The organism is Stutzerimonas xanthomarina DSM 18231, from assembly GCF_900129835.1.
Lineage (GTDB): Bacteria > Pseudomonadota > Gammaproteobacteria > Pseudomonadales > Pseudomonadaceae > Stutzerimonas > Stutzerimonas xanthomarina.
Map to the genome: position 1 here is coordinate 256224 of NZ_FQXA01000005.1, position 16404 is coordinate 272627.

15 protein-coding genes and 4 tRNA genes are annotated in these 16404 nt (G+C 56.6%); 12 read left to right on the top strand and 7 right to left on the bottom strand.

Annotation, left to right across the window (positions count from 1 at the left end):
* The first annotated feature begins 160 nt into the window (after positions 1 to 160).
* From alaS to BUE09_RS14765, 6 genes are all read left to right on the top strand, one after another.
* Complete coding sequence (gene alaS / locus BUE09_RS14740; RefSeq protein WP_073301801.1) at positions 161 to 2785, top strand: alanine--tRNA ligase; 2625 nt, start codon at positions 161 to 163, stop codon at positions 2783 to 2785.
* Positions 2786 to 2933: 148 nt separating this feature from the next.
* Positions 2934 to 4169, top strand: a complete 1236-nt coding sequence (locus BUE09_RS14745; protein ID WP_073301803.1) for an aspartate kinase — start codon at positions 2934 to 2936, stop codon at positions 4167 to 4169.
* Positions 4170 to 4348: 179 nt separating this feature from the next.
* Entirely contained in the window at positions 4349 to 4534 is a 186-nt protein-coding gene (gene csrA / locus BUE09_RS14750; RefSeq protein ID WP_003283978.1) for a carbon storage regulator CsrA, read from the top strand.
* 62 nt (positions 4535 to 4596) lie between these two features.
* A tRNA-Ser gene (locus BUE09_RS14755) sits at positions 4597 to 4687 on the top strand.
* 109 nt (positions 4688 to 4796) lie between these two features.
* Positions 4797 to 4873, top strand: a tRNA-Arg gene (locus BUE09_RS14760).
* Between the two features lie 66 nt (positions 4874 to 4939).
* A tRNA-Arg gene (locus BUE09_RS14765) sits at positions 4940 to 5016 on the top strand.
* 49 nt (positions 5017 to 5065) lie between these two features.
* Here BUE09_RS14765 and BUE09_RS14770 read toward each other — a convergent pair.
* Entirely contained in the window at positions 5066 to 5554 is a 489-nt protein-coding gene (locus BUE09_RS14770) for a DUF4124 domain-containing protein (protein ID WP_073301805.1), read from the bottom strand.
* A gap of 315 nt (positions 5555 to 5869) precedes the next feature.
* Here BUE09_RS14770 and mgtE point away from each other — a divergent pair, with 315 nt between their 5' ends.
* The 4 genes from mgtE (at position 5870) to BUE09_RS14790 (ending at position 10649) form a co-directional block, all read left to right on the top strand.
* Complete coding sequence (mgtE, locus tag BUE09_RS14775; RefSeq protein WP_073301807.1) at positions 5870 to 7318, top strand: magnesium transporter; 1449 nt, start codon at positions 5870 to 5872, stop codon at positions 7316 to 7318.
* Between the two features lie 137 nt (positions 7319 to 7455).
* Positions 7456 to 7698, top strand: a complete 243-nt coding sequence (locus BUE09_RS14780) for an OadG family protein (RefSeq protein ID WP_073301809.1) — start codon at positions 7456 to 7458, stop codon at positions 7696 to 7698.
* 22 nt (positions 7699 to 7720) lie between these two features.
* A complete protein-coding gene (gene oadA / locus BUE09_RS14785; RefSeq protein WP_073301812.1) occupies positions 7721 to 9502 on the top strand; it encodes a sodium-extruding oxaloacetate decarboxylase subunit alpha in 1782 nt (593 codons plus the stop codon).
* A 10-nt stretch (positions 9503 to 9512) separates the two neighbouring features.
* Entirely contained in the window at positions 9513 to 10649 is a 1137-nt protein-coding gene (locus BUE09_RS14790; protein ID WP_073301814.1) for a sodium ion-translocating decarboxylase subunit beta, read from the top strand.
* A gap of 185 nt (positions 10650 to 10834) precedes the next feature.
* Here BUE09_RS14790 and BUE09_RS14795 read toward each other — a convergent pair whose 3' ends face one another.
* Positions 10835 to 11161 carry an Arc family DNA-binding protein gene (locus BUE09_RS14795; RefSeq protein ID WP_073301816.1) on the bottom strand — a complete coding sequence of 109 codons (327 nt, stop codon included), beginning with the start codon at positions 11159 to 11161 and terminating at the stop codon, positions 10835 to 10837.
* Positions 11162 to 11376: 215 nt separating this feature from the next.
* Positions 11377 to 11559 (bottom strand): PA3371 family protein, encoded by a 183-nt coding sequence (locus tag BUE09_RS14800; RefSeq protein ID WP_073301818.1) that lies wholly within the window; start codon positions 11557 to 11559, stop codon positions 11377 to 11379.
* Positions 11560 to 12062: 503 nt separating this feature from the next.
* On the opposite strand from BUE09_RS14800, the gene BUE09_RS14810 reads away from it, so the two are divergent.
* Positions 12063 to 12139, top strand: a tRNA-Arg gene (locus tag BUE09_RS14810).
* A 646-nt stretch (positions 12140 to 12785) separates the two neighbouring features.
* Here the strand turns inward: BUE09_RS14810 and BUE09_RS14815 are convergent.
* The 4 genes from BUE09_RS14815 to flgA all read right to left on the bottom strand — a co-directional run bounded on the left by BUE09_RS14815 (position 12786) and on the right by flgA (position 15305).
* Positions 12786 to 13535, bottom strand: a complete 750-nt coding sequence (locus BUE09_RS14815) for a flagellar brake protein (RefSeq protein ID WP_073301822.1) — start codon at positions 13533 to 13535, stop codon at positions 12786 to 12788.
* 72 nt (positions 13536 to 13607) lie between these two features.
* Complete coding sequence (locus BUE09_RS14820) at positions 13608 to 14078, bottom strand: flagella synthesis protein FlgN (RefSeq protein WP_073301824.1); 471 nt, start codon at positions 14076 to 14078, stop codon at positions 13608 to 13610.
* Between the two features lie 43 nt (positions 14079 to 14121).
* Positions 14122 to 14448: a flagellar biosynthesis anti-sigma factor FlgM gene (gene flgM / locus BUE09_RS14825; RefSeq protein ID WP_073301826.1), complete on the bottom strand. Its 327-nt coding sequence runs from the start codon at positions 14446 to 14448 to the stop codon at positions 14122 to 14124.
* A 104-nt stretch (positions 14449 to 14552) separates the two neighbouring features.
* Complete coding sequence (flgA, locus tag BUE09_RS14830; protein WP_073301828.1) at positions 14553 to 15305, bottom strand: flagellar basal body P-ring formation chaperone FlgA; 753 nt, start codon at positions 15303 to 15305, stop codon at positions 14553 to 14555.
* Between the two features lie 165 nt (positions 15306 to 15470).
* Between flgA and BUE09_RS14835 the strand changes: the two genes are divergently transcribed.
* Positions 15471 to 16403 (top strand): chemotaxis protein CheV, encoded by a 933-nt coding sequence (locus tag BUE09_RS14835; RefSeq protein WP_073301830.1) that lies wholly within the window; start codon positions 15471 to 15473, stop codon positions 16401 to 16403.
* Position 16404 lies beyond the last annotated feature (1 nt).

Sequence of the window (16404 nt, forward strand, 5' to 3'; positions counted from 1 at the left end):
AGCTTGATTCAATCTTATTTATCCTCTATGCGCGCGGCACAGGGCCGATATAATGCGGCCCTTTGCCGGCTATCTGATTGGGTAGCTGTGAACCGGCTCCCGGTGCCGCCTCGCCGTGTCGTTTTGCAGCCGTTCGGCCGCAGTCCTCTGGAAGAGATCTATGAAAAGCGCAGAAATCCGTGAAGCCTTCCTCCGCTTCTTCGAAGAGAAGGGCCACACCCGTGTGGCCTCCAGTTCGCTGATTCCCGCGAACGATCCGACCCTGTTGTTCACCAATGCTGGCATGAATCAGTTCAAGGACTGCTTTCTCGGCCTGGAAAAGCGCGCCTACACGCGCGCCACTACCAGCCAGAAATGCGTGCGTGCCGGCGGTAAACACAACGACCTGGAGAACGTCGGCTACACCGCGCGGCACCACACCTTTTTCGAAATGCTCGGCAACTTCAGTTTTGGCGATTACTTCAAGCGCGATGCGATCACCTACGCCTGGGAATTTCTGACCTCCGATAAGTGGCTGAACCTGCCGAAAGAAAAGCTCTGGGTCACTGTCTACGCCAGCGATGACGAAGCCTATGACATCTGGACCAAAGAGGTCGGCGTACCGGCCGAGCGCATGGTTCGCATCGGTGACAACAAAGGCGCGCCGTACGCCTCTGACAACTTCTGGGCGATGGGTGACACCGGTCCCTGTGGGCCCTGTACCGAGATTTTCTTCGACCACGGCGAACACATCTGGGGCGGGCCACCGGGTTCCCCGGAAGAAGATGGCGACCGCTACATCGAGATCTGGAACAACGTGTTCATGCAGTTCAATCGCACCGCCGATGGCGTGATGCATCCGTTGCCGGCGCCGAGTGTCGATACCGGCATGGGGCTGGAGCGTATTAGCGCTGTGCTGCAGCACGTCAACTCGAACTACGAGATCGATCTTTTCCAGAGCCTGCTGAACGCCGCTGCTCAGGCTGTCGGCTGCAACAATGAGGGTCAGGCTTCGCTCAAGGTTGTGGCTGACCATATTCGTTCCTGTGGCTTCCTGATTGCCGATGGCGTGACACCGTCCAATGAAGGTCGCGGCTACGTGCTTCGCCGTATCGTTCGTCGTGCCTGCCGGCATGGCAATAAGCTCGGCGCCAAGGGCAGCTTCTTTCACAAGATCGTCGGCGCGTTGGTGGCCGAGATGGGTGATGCGTTTTCCGAATTGAAAACCCAGCAGGCACATATCGAGCGTGTGCTCAGGACCGAAGAAGAACAGTTCGCCAAGACCCTCGAGCAGGGGCTGAAGATTCTTGAGCAAGATCTGGCTGACCTCCAGGGTTCTGTGATTCCTGGCGAAGTGATCTTCAAGCTGTATGACACTTACGGGTTCCCGGTCGATCTGACCGGTGATATCGCGCGTGAGCGTGAGCTGACCCTCGACGAAGAAGGCTTCGAGCGCGAGATGCAGGCGCAGCGCGAGCGAGCGCGTTCGGCCAGTGCCTTTGGCATGGACTACAACAGTCTGGTCAAGGTCGAGGGTGAAACCCGCTTCACCGGCTATCTGGGTACCTCTGGCAGCGGCAAGGTGTTGGCGCTGTTCAAGGAAGGCATGGCCGTGCAGAACCTGTCGGCAGGCGAAGAGGGCGTGGTCGTGCTCGACGAGACGCCGTTCTACGCCGAGTCAGGCGGTCAGATCGGCGATTGCGGATACCTCTCAACGGATGGCCTGCGCTTCGATGTGCGTGACACCAGCAAAGCCGGTGGTGCATTCCTGCATCACGGTGTTCTGGACAGTGGCGACCTGCAGGTCGGCGCGACCGTCGAAGCAACGGTGGATGCGTCAGTGCGTCAGTCCACTGCGCTGAATCACTCGGCGACTCACCTCCTGCACGCGGCGTTGCGGCAGATTCTCGGTGAGCATGTCAGCCAGAAAGGCTCGTTGGTCGATAGTCAGCGGTTGCGCTTTGACTTCAGCCATTTCGAGGCGATCAAGCCTGAACAGTTGAAGGCGCTGGAAGACAAGGTCAACGCTGAAATCCGAGGTAACACGGCTGTCGAGATCGACGAAACCGACATCGAAACTGCCAAGGGCAAAGGCGCCATGGCGCTGTTCGGTGAAAAGTATGGCGATCGGGTGCGCGTCTTGACCATGGGGGGCGGTTTCTCCGTCGAGCTGTGCGGCGGGACTCATGTCAAACGTACCGGAGACATCGGTCTGTTCAAAATCGTCAGTGAAGGCGGTGTAGCAGCAGGCGTTCGTCGCATCGAGGCGGTCACCGGCGAGCAGGCGCTGGCCTATCTGAACAGTGCTGAGGAGCAGTTGAAAGAAGCCGCTTCGCTGGTCAAAGCGAGCCGTGACAACGTGCTGGACAAGCTGGGCGCGATGCTGGAACGCAACCGCCAGCTGGAACGAGAAGTCGAGCAGCTCAAGGCCAAAGCAGCCAGCGCGACCGGCAATGACCTGGCCAGTACCGCCGTCGAAGTGAAGGGTGTGAAAACCTTGGCCGCGCGCTTGGATGGTTTGGATGGCAAGGCGTTACTGGCTTTGGTGGATCAGTTGAAGAACAAACTCGGCAGTGCGGTCATTCTGCTTGGTGGCGTGCAGGATGAAAAAATCGTGCTGGTTGCGGGCGTTACGCAGGATCTAACCGGCCGTTTGAAGGCCGGAGAATTGATGAAGCAGGCTGCTGCGGTTGTCGGCGGCAAAGGCGGCGGTCGCCCGGATATGGCGCAAGGCGGCGGGAGCGATGTGAGTCGACTCGACGAAGCATTAGCCATCGCCGAAGCGTTCGTCGGGCAGGGCATTTAAGCAGGAGAGTGCCAGGTTCGCTTGGTCGCGACGGACTGTGGGTTCGATGCCTATGTTGAATCCGAACACGGTCGGGCCGATGTTCGCGGGTACTTTGTGATGCTGGATTGATTAACAGGCGCCCTTCACGGGCTTAGGCGGCGATGAGATGGCTTTGATCGTACAGAAGTTTGGAGGTACCTCGGTGGGCTCCGTCGAGCGCATCGAGCAAGTGGCGGCGAAGGTCAAGAAGTTCCGCGAAAATGGCGACGATATTGTCGTGGTGGTCTCAGCCATGAGCGGGGAAACCAATCGCCTCATCGATCTGGCCAAGCAGATCAGTGAACAACCCGTAGCCCGCGAGCTGGACGTGATGGTGTCGACGGGCGAGCAAGTGACTATTGCTCTGTTGGCGATGGCGCTGATCAAGATTGGTGTGCCAGCCGTGTCCTATACGGGCGGTCAGGTCCGCATTCTGACCGACAGCGCCCATACCAAGGCGCGCATCCTTCAGATCGACGCGCAGGATATCCAGAAGGAGCTCAAGGCTGGGCGGGTGGTTGTCGTGGCCGGTTTCCAGGGTGTAGACGAAAGCGGCAACATCACCACCCTTGGTCGTGGTGGCTCAGATACCACCGGGGTAGCGCTGGCCGCTGCGCTGAAGGCTGACGAGTGCCAGATATATACCGACGTCGATGGGGTTTACACGACTGACCCGCGGGTTGTTGCCCGGGCACAGCGCCTGGACAAGATCACCTTCGAAGAGATGCTCGAGATGGCAAGTCTCGGCTCCAAAGTGTTGCAGATTCGCGCTGTGGAGTTTGCCGGCAAGTACAGCGTACCGTTGCGTGTACTGCATAGTTTTCAAGAGGGTCCAGGAACCCTCATTACCCTTGATGAAGAGGAATCCATGGAACAGCCCATCATTTCCGGCATCGCCTTCAATCGTGACGAAGCCAAGCTGACTATTCGTGGCGTGCCGGATACCCCCGGGGTGGCGTTCAAGATTCTCGGTCCGATCAGTGCGGCGAATGTCGAGGTAGACATGATCGTGCAGAACGTCGCACACGATAACACCACGGATTTCACCTTCACCGTTCACCGCAACGACTACCACAATGCATTGCAGGTGCTCGAAGGTATCGCCCGCGACATGGGGGCCCGCGAAGTCATTGGTGATACCGATATCGCCAAAGTATCGATCGTTGGCGTGGGCATGCGTTCACACGCAGGTGTTGCCAGTCGTATGTTCGAAGCGCTGGCGAAGGAGAACATCAACATACAGATGATCTCTACTTCTGAAATCAAGGTCTCGGTTGTGATCGAGGAAAAATACCTCGAGTTGGCGGTGCGGGCATTGCACACTGCTTTCGAGCTGGATGCTCCCGCTGGCAAGGGAGAGTGACGCGCTAATTGCGACTGATTCGAGCCTTCCGTCGATTTCGTCGGGGCAAAAGGAACTTTAGAGACGTTGTTACTGGTCAATAGCTGGTGAAAGGCTCTAGGTCGATGTTTCACGGAACATTATCCGTCTTTATCTTTGCAGACTGTTTACCGAATTGAATCCGTTTTAAGGAGAAAGGAATGCTGATTCTGACTCGCCGGGTCGGAGAGACCCTGATGGTGGGTGACGATGTGACTGTCACTGTGCTGGGTGTCAAAGGAAATCAAGTGCGCATAGGAGTGAATGCACCCAAAGAGGTAGCGGTGCATCGCGAGGAGATTTATCAACGGATCCAGAAAGAAAAAGATCAAGAACCAAGCCATTAATATTTATGTGATTTTTGGCTTTGCAAGCGGGGCGAAGATGGGTATCATGCGCCCCGTGTTGCGGAGAGGTGGCCGAGTGGCCGAAGGCGCTCCCCTGCTAAGGGAGTACATCTCAAAAGGGTGTCGGGGGTTCGAATCCCCCCCTCTCCGCCATTTTGCATAGTTTGGTTGTGAGTTGGTCTGCAGTGCGGTTTGATGATAAATCGTTGAACTAAAAGGGCTTGACCGGCGGGTTCACAAACTTATAATGCGCACCCTCAGTGCACTCATAGCTCAGCTGGATAGAGTACTCGGCTACGAACCGAGCGGTCGGAGGTTCGAATCCTCCTGAGTGCACCATATTTTGAACCGCAGTGATGTGGTTCATGTTGTAGCCAGCGGTGATCTGGTTTATCAATCGCTTTTGCACTCATAGCTCAGCTGGATAGAGTACTCGGCTACGAACCGAGCGGTCGGAGGTTCGAATCCTCCTGAGTGCACCAAGTCGAAGAAGGGCCTGCAGCGATGCAGGCCCTTTTTTCGTTTATGACGTCAGCGTTTTCCTTGGACGCAGCCGTGCTCGTCGAAGCTGATGGTCCGCGTCCTGCCTTTATCGTCGCTATAGCGGTACTGTGCTCGGCCATTGCGGCTGGTGACCGTGTCCGGCTTGCCGAATGTGCTTTCGATGTCGTCGCGGGTCATACCTGGGCGGACCTGCTGTTTAATCAAGGCATCCCGCCTTGCGCTCCCGGTTATTCGGTTTCCGCATCCATCATCCTGCGCGCCTACAACGGTAAGGCTTCGAGCAGGCTGCCGTTTTGGCGTCTTACGTTTTGAAGATTTGGCCAGAGGTACGGCTTTGCCGGAGCTGGGTGTAGCGTTCACCGCTTCCTGAAGTCGTGCGGTCTGATCGATCGGGCACCCTTGTCTAGTAAACGTGAGGTTGCCTGCTGCATCGCTGCAGTGATAGATGCTCGCAGCGAATATCGGGGCGGCCGCGAGGAGCAGGGCGCAGCAGCTTGCTGCAATCAGTTTGTTCATAGTCGTCCTCCTTGACGATGGGTCGGACCAGCCTAGCCAAATACTTCTTGGCTCGCAGCGGTGCCTTCTCGCAACGTGAATGCGTCCACATTGATAACGTGGGATCCCTCTGTGGCTACGTGCAAGCGATTGTATTGCCTGTATTTCGCGGTCGTGCATGGTAGTTGCGGTGTGTATTATTACGCGGTCCGCCCTTCGGGCTCCTGGATCCCCCTCATGGATTTGCCCAGTAGTCGTATAAAACCTTCGCTTGCCAATCACGTTTTGAATGATTGATCCCCTGGCGCGCTCCAATCGCTGGGGGTGGAGTGCGCCATGACTGAAGTAGAAGCAAAAAAGCCGCAGGAAAGTCTCCAGGATCGTCTGGCGCAAGTCGTCGAGCTGCTCCATCGCCACAGAATCGTCGAGGATCTGGCGCATCGTCAGAGCCAGGAAGGGCAGCACCAGGATCTGGTAGACAACCTGGTACATCGCCAGAACCTTGTTGAACTCCAGCGCAAGTTAGAGGCTCTGCACCCGGCGGACATCGCCCACATCCTCGAAGCCCTGCCGCTCGACGATCGCCTGACGGTCTGGCAGCTGGTCAAGTCCGATCGGGATGGTGACATCCTGCTTGAGGTATCCGATGCGGTCCGCGAGACGCTGATCGCCGACATGGACGATCATGAGCTCCTGGCTGCCGCCAAAGAAATGGACGCCGACGAACTGGCTGACCTGGCGGCCGAGTTGCCGCGAGACGTTGTTCATGAGCTGATGGAAACGCTCGATGCGCAACAGCGTGAGCGTGTCCGCTCGGCGCTTTCCTACGAAGAGGATCAGGTCGGCGCGCTGATGGACTTTGAGATGGTCACGATCCGCGAGGACGTGAGTCTCGAAGTCGTGCTGCGGTACCTGCGGCGGCTGAAGGAACTGCCTGGCCATACCGACAAGTTGTTCGTTGTCGATTACGACGGCGTGCTCAAGGGTGTTCTGCCGATCAAGCGATTGCTGGTTAATGACCCGGAGCGGCATGTGGCAGAGGTGATGGCCAGTGATCCGGTGACATTCCATCCGGATGAGGATGCGTACGAGGCGGCCCAGGCGTTCGAGCGCTACGACCTGGTTTCGACGCCAGTAGTGGACAAAGGTGGCAAGCTCATCGGCCGTCTGACCATTGATGAGATGGTCGATCTGATCCGTGAGGAAAGCGAAAGCGAAGTGCTCAACATGGCGGGTCTGCGCGAGGAAGAAGATATCTTCGCGTCGGTATGGAAGTCGCTGCGCAACCGTTGGGCCTGGTTGGCGGTCAATCTGATCACGGCGTTTATTGCGTCGCGTGTTATCGGTCTGTTCGATGGGTCGATTGAGAAGCTGGTTGCATTGGCTGCGTTGATGCCGATAGTTGCTGGCATCGGCGGCAATTCAGGCAATCAGACTATCACCATGATTGTTCGAGCCATGGCGCTGGATCAAATGGGAACCGGCAACAGCGCTCGCTTGCTACGCAAGGAGGCGGGTGTCGGGATGCTGAATGGCTTGATATGGGGTGGGGTTATTGGCGTCGTGGTCTACTGGCTATACGGCAGCTGGTCGTTAGGCGTCGTCATGACCGCAGCTATGACCCTTAATCTGTTGCTCGCGGCCTTGATGGGCGTGCTGATTCCAGTGACGTTGGCACGTATGGGACGAGACCCGGCGCTGGGTGCCAGCGTCATGATTACTGCCGTAACCGACAGCGGCGGATTCTTCATATTTCTCGGGCTTGCAACGATTTTTCTGCTCTGACCCGCTCCGCCTGCGTCGACTTGGCGTTTGCCTTGCGCCTGTTGTTCAGGCTACTGTTCTGACGTTTCGCACTAGCGAAAGCTCCAACTCGAAGCGAATAACAGGCGGCTCGAGCCGCTGATAGAAAGGGAATCCCGATGACCCCCAGCGAGCTCCTCCTAGAAGGCGTCGAACTTATGCTGTTCGGCTTAGGTTCCGTTTTTGTTTTCCTCGTTTTGTTGATTGTATGCATTCGCCTGATGTCTGTTGTGATCGGCCGCTTCGACAGTGCGCCCACCGCGCAGTTGGCTTCCAGCAAGCCCACTGTGGCTGAAGTGGATGCCGATGTCATTACGGCAATCCAGACCGCTATCCATCAGCACCGCGCTCGTCGTGGTTGATTCAGAACAGGGAGTTCCCTTCATGACATCTGTCAAACAGCCGCTCGGCATTACCGATGTGGTGCTTCGTGATGCGCATCAATCCATTCTGGCCACCCGAGTTCGTCTTGAAGACATGCTTCCGATTGCCGGCAAGCTCGATCAGGTTGGCTTCTGGTCCGTCGAATCCTGGGGTGGGGCGACCTTCGATGCCTGTATTCGCTATCTCGGTGAAGACCCTTGGGAGCGCATCCGTGAGCTGAAGAAAGCGATGCCCAATACCCGGCAGCAAATGCTGCTGCGTGGCCAGAACCTGCTGGGCTATCGGCATTACGCCGATGACGTGGTCGAGAAATTTGTCGAGCGCGCGGCGATCAACGGCGTTGACGTGTTTCGTGTGTTCGACGCTATGAACGATCCGCGAAACCTGGAAACCGCTCTGCGCGCGGTCAAGCTGCAGGGCAAGCACGCACAAGGCACCATTTCCTACACCACCAGCCCGGTGCATACCTTGGAAATGTGGGTCGACCTGGCCAAGCAGATCGAGGACATGGGCGCCGACTCGGTGGCAATCAAGGACATGGCCGGCATTCTTACGCCATATATGGCCTTTGAGCTGGTTTCCCGCTTGAAGGCAAGCCTGTCGATTCCGATCCATATGCAATGTCACGCCACGGCGGGCCTTTCTACGGCGGCCATTCTCAAGGCTGTCGAGGCGGGTATCGACAACGTCGATACCGCTATTTCTTCGCTGTCTATGACCTATGGTCATTCGCCAACCGAGTCGGTGGTGGCTATTTTCCAGGGCACCGAGCGCGACACCGGGCTCGATCTATTGCTGCTGGAGGAAATCGCTGCGTACTTCCGCGAGGTGCGCAAGAAGTACGCAAAATTCGAAGGCACGCTCAAGGGCGTCGATTCGCGCATTCTCGTGGCGCAGGTGCCAGGCGGCATGCTGACCAACATGGAAGGCCAATTGAAGGAGCAGGGAGCTCTCGACAAGTTTGATGAGGTGCTCGCTGAGATTCCACGTGTTCGTGAAGATCTCGGGTTCATTCCATTGGTAACGCCGACTTCTCAGATCGTCGGCACCCAGGCCGTTATCAACGTGCTCACCGGTGAGCGTTTCAAGTCCATCACCAAGGAAACCGCAGGCATCCTCAAAGGTGAATACGGCGCCGCACCGGCCCCTTTCAATGCTGAACTGCAGCAGCGCGTTCTAGACGGTGCTGACGTGATCACCTGCCGCCCTGCCGATCTGCTACAACCGGAAATGGAAAAGCTGACGGCTGAGTTGAAGCGGCTGGCGCAGGAGAAAGGTATCAAGCTGGCTCAGAACGAGATCGATGACGTGCTGACCTACGCGTTGTTCCCTCAGATTGGCCTCAAGTTTCTCGAAAACCGGGGCAACGCCTCTGCTTTCGAGCCGGTGCCGACCGGCAAGGACCAGGCGCCGCGCGCAGCAGGCGTGCCCGAAACCTACACTGTCGAAGTTAACGGTAAGTCATTCGTCGTCCAAGTCAACGAGGGTGGCGATATCGAAGGGATCAAGCCGGTTGGCGGTGGGGTAGGCGTACCACCAACAGCTGCTAGCGCACCGGTCTCAGGTACAGGCGAGCCTCAACCGGCTCCGCTAGCCGGCAACATCTTTAAAGTGCTCGTACAGCCCGGTCAGCTGGTTCAGGAAGGGGATCTGGTGATCATCCTCGAAGCTATGAAGATGGAGACTGAAATCCGTGCCTTCAAAGCCGGCACTGTCTCAGGTGTCAACGTCAAGGTCGGCGACGCGGTGTCGGTTGGCGATAGCCTGCTGACCATCGCTTAAGGAGCGCTGCATGGATAAGTTGCTCAAGCTGTGGCACAGCACCGGTCTCTATCACATTGAGCCTGGTCAACTGCTGATGATCGTGGTGTGTCTGGGGCTGATCTATCTGGCCATTCGCAAGGGATTCGAACCCTTGCTGCTGATCCCGATCGGGTTTGGTGGCCTGCTGGCCAACATTCCCGTTGCCAACATGGCCGAGGGCGCCGGCATCCTCCATCTGTTCTATGAAGTTGGACTGCCGACAAGCGTGTTCCCACTGTTGATCTTCATGGGTGTCGGTGCGATGACCGACTTTGGGCCAATGCTGGCTAACCCAAAGACGCTACTGCTCGGCGCGGCGGCGCAGTTCGGTATTTTCGCCACGCTGCTTGGCGCGTTGTCTCTGGCGGCGATGGGTATTCCAGGAATGGAGTTCACCCTGCGTGAGGCTGCGTCGATTGCGATCATTGGCGGTGCGGACGGACCTACCTCAATCTTTGTTACGGCAAAGCTCGCGCCGCATCTGTTGGGGCCGATTGCCGTCGCGGCTTATTCGTACATGGCGCTGGTTCCGTTGATTCAGCCTCCCATCATGCGGGCGCTGACGACCAAGGAAGAGCGCGCCATTGTGATGACGCAGTTGCGCCATGTCGGTCAGGCAGAAAAGATCGTCTTTCCGCTCATGCTTGCTTTGATGGTGGGTTTGCTACTACCGGATGCTGCACCGCTGGTGGGCATGTTCGCCTTTGGTAACCTGTTGCGCGAATGCGGGGTTGTGGATCGTCTGGCCGACACGTCACGTAACGCGCTGATCAACATCGTGACCATCGCGTTGGGGCTGACTGTCGGCTCCAAGCTGTCCGCCGAAGCCTTCCTGCAGATGAAGACACTTGGGATCCTGCTGCTTGGCATGGTTGCCTTCTGTGGCGGTACGGCGGCGGGCGTGCTGATGGCGAAGTTCATGAACATGTTCAGCGCAAACAAAATCAACCCGCTGATCGGTTCGGCCGGTGTGTCGGCAGTGCCGATGGCGGCGCGAGTGTCGAACAAAATCGGGCTCGAGGCGAATCCGCAAAACTTCCTGCTTATGCACGCCATGGGGCCCAACGTAGCGGGCGTTATTGGCTCGGCTGTTGCTGCGGGGGTTCTGCTTAGCTTTGTGGGCTAGCGCTTAAGCTGACGTGCAGTATAGGTAGGACAAAAAATGCCTGCGCTAATTAAGGTGCAGGCATCGTTCGTTTCATGTTGCAGATAGTCCCGCGTATCGCCAGCGTGGCTAGTGACGCAAGCCACCAAATGCACTGCTCTGACGACTGTCAGGGCAGTTTACGCTAATCACCAGCACCGAGGCGATCAGCCTTCTTCTTTTGCAGCTTCGGCATCCTGCGCGATAAGTGCAATCAGTGCGTTTTGCTGACGATGGGCCAGCTGGCGAAAACGTTGCAGCAGTTCGCGCTCATGCAGTGTCAGTTCGGGGCTGTCTAGCCGAATTGCGGAATCGTCATCAAGCGCACCTTCCTGCAGAAGGCTTTGCTCCAGGCGGGCAATGATCTCGGAATTCATACTGCGATGATGGTTCCGCGCGACCTCTGCGATACGCTCTCGCATTCCGTCTGGTAGGCGAACCACGAATTTGTCAGCCGTGCGGCTGGAGTAAACTGCCTGCTTCATTGGGCGCATATTAAACCGGTTAGTTAGGTGGGCGATGGTGGCTTATTGCCGTTCTAGTCACCGGTCTGACACCAAACAGCACATGCTGTTCCGCGACCTGCGAAAAAGATGCTGGACAACATAATGGCGCCAATTATACGGCGACATTTTTAAGAGTAAAGGCATGGTGGTGGCCAAGAGCCTTTATTGTGACCCAGCACTTATCTCGTATGCGTGATGCGTGGCTAACGAAGCACCGGGTCGAACTTGATTCGGCGACCGAGCAGCAGCGTAATAGTGAACAGCACAGCGAATACCACCATGCCGCCTGTGGCAAGCGTATCCCAGAACCCCGAAAAGACAGAGCTGACACTCATGGCGCCGCACAGCATGCCGAGCACAAGAAATAGATATCCATAAACAGACATTTTTAATCTCCTTGTAGAACCTTCATGAAGCAATCCAGTCACTAGAAAACCCAGCGCTTCGCCTGCGTAGGCTTGCTGTGCGCGCTGCTGCTAATCGTACTCGCCGGCACTGAAAGCTTTGTTGGTGCCACCTGGGACGGTTCGGATGCAGCCTGCATATGGTCTGTCTCTGGTACGGCCTCAAGCAGCGGGATCGCAACAGCGGCCAGAACGGCGGTGCTGAGTAAGTAGGCTGGGCGTAGCATCGGCGTCTCCATCGCTTAATTGTCAGGTAATTAAGCATCTCTCGTGCCAATGATTTTTATAGATAAAAGCCTTAATAATCAGATACTTAAAGATATACCTCGAATGTTTTCAATGCGCTTTGCAAGATTGCCGGCCTCTAGATCATGCAAAATACAAGGCCGCGTGCCGTCGCGGTCTGCGGTAATGTGGAGTCGCTGTATAAAGCGGGGCGGGAATGACAAACGAGCCAATGCTCGCTAACATGCTGCCGCCCATGTGTCCCAGTAGCTCAATTGGATAGAGCATCCCCCTCCTAAGGGGAAGGTTGTGAGTTCGAACCTCGCCTGGGACGCCACACGGAGCTTTACCATTTGGCCTGGATGGCAATTGCCACAGGCCACTGCCTTGGTGGTTTGCTTCAATGGCATATTCCGTCTGATCGAAGCCAGCTTTCGCCCCTCCTGATTCGCGCTATGACCTAACGAACCGTTGGTAGCTGCACTTAAGTTCGGCGATCCATAATGATCGGCGATCCGCAGGCCTTACGCTGCTGACAGGTAAAGGAAACGGCATTTTGGCTATCGTCCTGTCGCCGCAGACGGGTCGATCACTGTGTCAGCCGATTGCTCGAGTATCGTCGATACGTATCAAATAGCGGATGGCTCAGGTTTTCAGGGGTGGTCTGGCCGTACTGCGGCTTGCCTACATGCAGCAGCACTGTCTCAATGCTCTGTCTCTACGGCTGCGGGGCGGTCGCATTGGAAGATGGGCCTCTGGTGTCCGCTGTTCGGATTCCAGACGCTGTCGAATGCCCGTATGAGCGTTCCCCTATCGGACTGCATCGGCGTTGCGCGTCGCCAGTCCCCATCAATTGGATCGCCGTCAGGTTAACCGCAGGTGGGTGGGTTGAGAGCAGGGCGTTTAGCTTTGCTTGATCCTGTATGGCAGGGGGTTGGCTGCGGATTCGATGAGAAGCGACACGGTATGGGTTTTGCTCTGTATCAGCTAAACCGGTCGGTGACCTGGTCGCGTCGGGCTTCGCGTTGCAGTTGATAGACGAATCGTTCGACCTGCCGTTGCGTTAAGCCACTGATGCGATAAAAGCGCATCCCGCAGAACGTAAGATCAAGTTTTTCGTCAAACACGACGTGTCTGAGCTCGGCGGCGGTTGTCACCACCCCAAAAGGTAGCTCCAGGCGGAGCTGATCATAAACCTGCCCCGACTGAAGGCTGCTTTGCAGGTTGCCGGGTAGGCTCAGCTTACAGCCTGTTGCTGACATATCCAGCAATCTACCAACCAGTGGCTTCTTGACGGCCTTGCCGCCCAGTGCGGCAGCGATGGACTGTCCACTCAGCGTCGCCCGGTAGGCGTTCCGCCGCTGGTGATAGAGGATCTCATCGGGGAGAGGGGCCCAGTAGCAGCGTGCATCGTCCAGTTCACCAAGGTGCACTGGGTGTGGATTGTTCCAGGCAATCCGCACGCCCTCGTGAAAACCTTCAATCTGGAAAGCTTCTCCGGACGCCATCAGCCGCTCGCCGTCGTTGGGTATCAGCTCGTCTAACGCAAGCCAGCCCTTATCGCGGTTTATCTCTACCAGATAAGTCTGGTAGCGCTGAGTGCGCTCGGTAAAACGGAGTTGTAGCGGGATATGGTTATCTAGCAACGGGCGTAGGTTCGCCTGAATCTCGACAGGGGTCTTGAGTATTTGAGGAGGTTGAGGACCTTCACCCTCGGCGAAAGGACTAGACACTTGCGTTGCTCTCCGGCATGTAACGACGTCAGCCGCATGATAGCATTATGATGTTATTCGGCTGCGTATGGTTCAGGCTTGGCTGAGCGGACGATGATGAGTGCTTTTGGCAGCAGTTCCACGGCGATCGTACAAATCCGGGGTTTGGGTAGTCCCTTGTAATACCTGCAGCATGGTGCCTACGGCGCTCTGGTTGGCGCGGATGAGCCTGCCGTTTCGCTCATTGGCTTTGCGACACTCCTCGAGAACGCGTTCCAGCTGTTCTGCTTGCGCAAGGATTTCATCGCCTATCTCTGAAGCCGCGGCAAACTGTGCCAAGCCGTTCCGGTCGGAGCTCAACTGTGCCTTGGCCAATGCCTGGCTGCGCAGAGTGCCGTGTTGGCTCAAAAGTGCTAGCAGTGCCTGCTTTTGCGTGAGCAGCTGTTCCAGTTCGCCGAGATTGCGTTCGGCGAGCGCCAGATATTCTGCATCGGCGACCTCACGCAGTGTCTGGGCGGTGCCGATATCGTCAATCAGCTGCTGCAGCAATTCGGAATCTCGCATAGTGACCTCTGTTGCACTCACGCCTGCTCGCATCGATGTCGGCTCAGCGCTGGCTTTCGAACGTCAGCAGCTTCGATGCTACTCGCTGGCTGTCTACCTGATAGCTGCCATCGGCGATTGCCTGTTTGATCTGTGCAACACGTTCCTGATCAACAGCGGGCTGCTGGTTCAGTTTTTCAGCGGTCTGCTGAAGGCGCTGGGCTTCCGGGCTCAGCTGAACACTCTCTCCAGATACCGGGCTGTTGCCGATGGTTTTCACTTCGTCAGTGGGTGTCTGCTGAGTTGTCGATCGCTCAGCGTTCTGGACGCTGCTTCGCCCAGTGCTTGATGAATTGACGGCATTGTTAGGCCGGTTGAAATCGATAACCATGATCGAAACCTCGAATAAGTCAGGACGCTTGCCTGCTTTTCGGCAAATCCATGTGAAACTTTAGCCTTTTTTCGTACCGGCGACTGGCGCAGTAGTGCGCAGCTTCACATTGCGACTTCCACGTGCCCAGGACCAACGATGCGGGCTTTGATCGTCCGTCCGGATCGTTGGTTTTTGACTCGGATCTGAGCGCCAAGTGCGCCGTCAGACAGAGCTTCACCAGGCATTCTGACATTTATCGTAGAGTTTTTCGCGCTGATTACTACCTGGTCGCCTTTGCGAACTATTTCAGCTGCGGACAGGTAAGTTGGAGGTAGCACCTGGTCGGGTTGGGCGCTACGGGTAATCTTGTTGCCAAGCACTTGGTCGAACGACGTCAAATAGCCTTGGGTCAGAGTGCTGACGTCGCGCTCGGCAAGGGTTATATCGGCCTGCTCTATGACGCTTTCACGCGTCAAAGGCCGTCTGGCCACGATAACTTCACGGAACAAATGGACGTGTGCAGGAACGAACACGGACCAAGGTGAACTACCTTCGCAGCTAACCCGCACGGTGGTGCGACCAACGGGCTGTGCCGGGCTTTCGAGTCGGGTCGTCAATGCTTGATTGCAGGCCGCCAGGCGAAGGCGCGGATCCAGTCTGTTCAGCTCGATTTCATGGCGCGCCTCGATTTGACTACTCTGTAGATAGTCCGTTACTTCTCGCTCAAGAAAAGCGCGGGTCGCGTCGATAAGCTGTTCAGGTCGCGTGTAGCTTGCTGAGTCAGCCAGCTGGCTCAGCCCGCATAAAGTCGCCAACAGGAACGCTTGGCGAAGCGTCTTGCACGGATGCCGGAAAAAAGTCGTCTGCTTGCTCATGCCCTGGATTAAAGCAAGGCGCGTGCCGGTTGCGCGCCGTTTCGAAACAAGCTGAGGCAGGCAAGGCAGACCGAGCTCGGTGTTACCTGTGCAGGTCACGTCAGCGCCAGATAGTCTGCGCTACAGATGTCTGTCCATTCATCTCACACGCAAGAGGAAACTGGCATGGCCGGTGTATTGGATTCGGTTAACCAGCGCACCCAACTGGTGGGGCAGAACCGTTTGGAGCTGCTGTTGTTCAGGCTGGACGGCAAGCAGCTGTATGGCATCAATGTTTTCAAAGTCAAAGAAGTGCTGCAGTGTCCTCGGCTGACGGTCATGCCCCGGTCGAGCCCAGTGGTAAGGGGAGTGGCGAACATACGGGGTAGTACGCTTTCTATCCTCGATCTCTCAGCCGCCACCGGAAAGCCGGTGCTGCAGGATCTGCCGAATAGCTTTGCGATCATCGTCGAGTACAACACCAAGGTGCTCGGTTTTCTGGTCCGGTCAGTTGAGCGGATCGTCAACATGAATTGGGAGGACATCCTTCCGCCGCCCAAAGGGGTGGGCCACGACCATTATTTGACGGCTGTGACTCACGTAGACGAACAGATGGTGGAAATCATCGACGTTGAAAAAGTACTCGCCGAGGTCGCGCCTGTGTCGGAAGTGCTCTCGGTCAGCATTGCAGATGAAGCAACCAGTCATAAAGCGTCAACCAGTCGAGTGCTGATTGTCGATGACTCGTCTGTTGCGCGAAAGCAGATCATGCGTTGTCTACAAAATCTGGGTATCGAGGTCGTTGCGCATAACGATGGGCGGCAGGCGCTAACCTACCTGAAAAAACTGGTAGCCGATGGCAAGAAGCCATCTGACGAATTCGTGATGATGATTTCCGATATCGAGATGCCGGAGATGGATGGCTACACCCTAACGACCGAGGTGCGCCAGGATCCGGCTATGCGTGATATGCATATTCTGCTGCATACTTCGCTTTCCGGTGTGTTCAACCAGAGCATGGTCAAGCGGGTCGGAGCGGATGATTTTCTCGCCAAGTTTCAGGCAGACGATCTGGCCAATCGAGTGATAGAGCGGATCCAGAATACGGATAACAATTGAG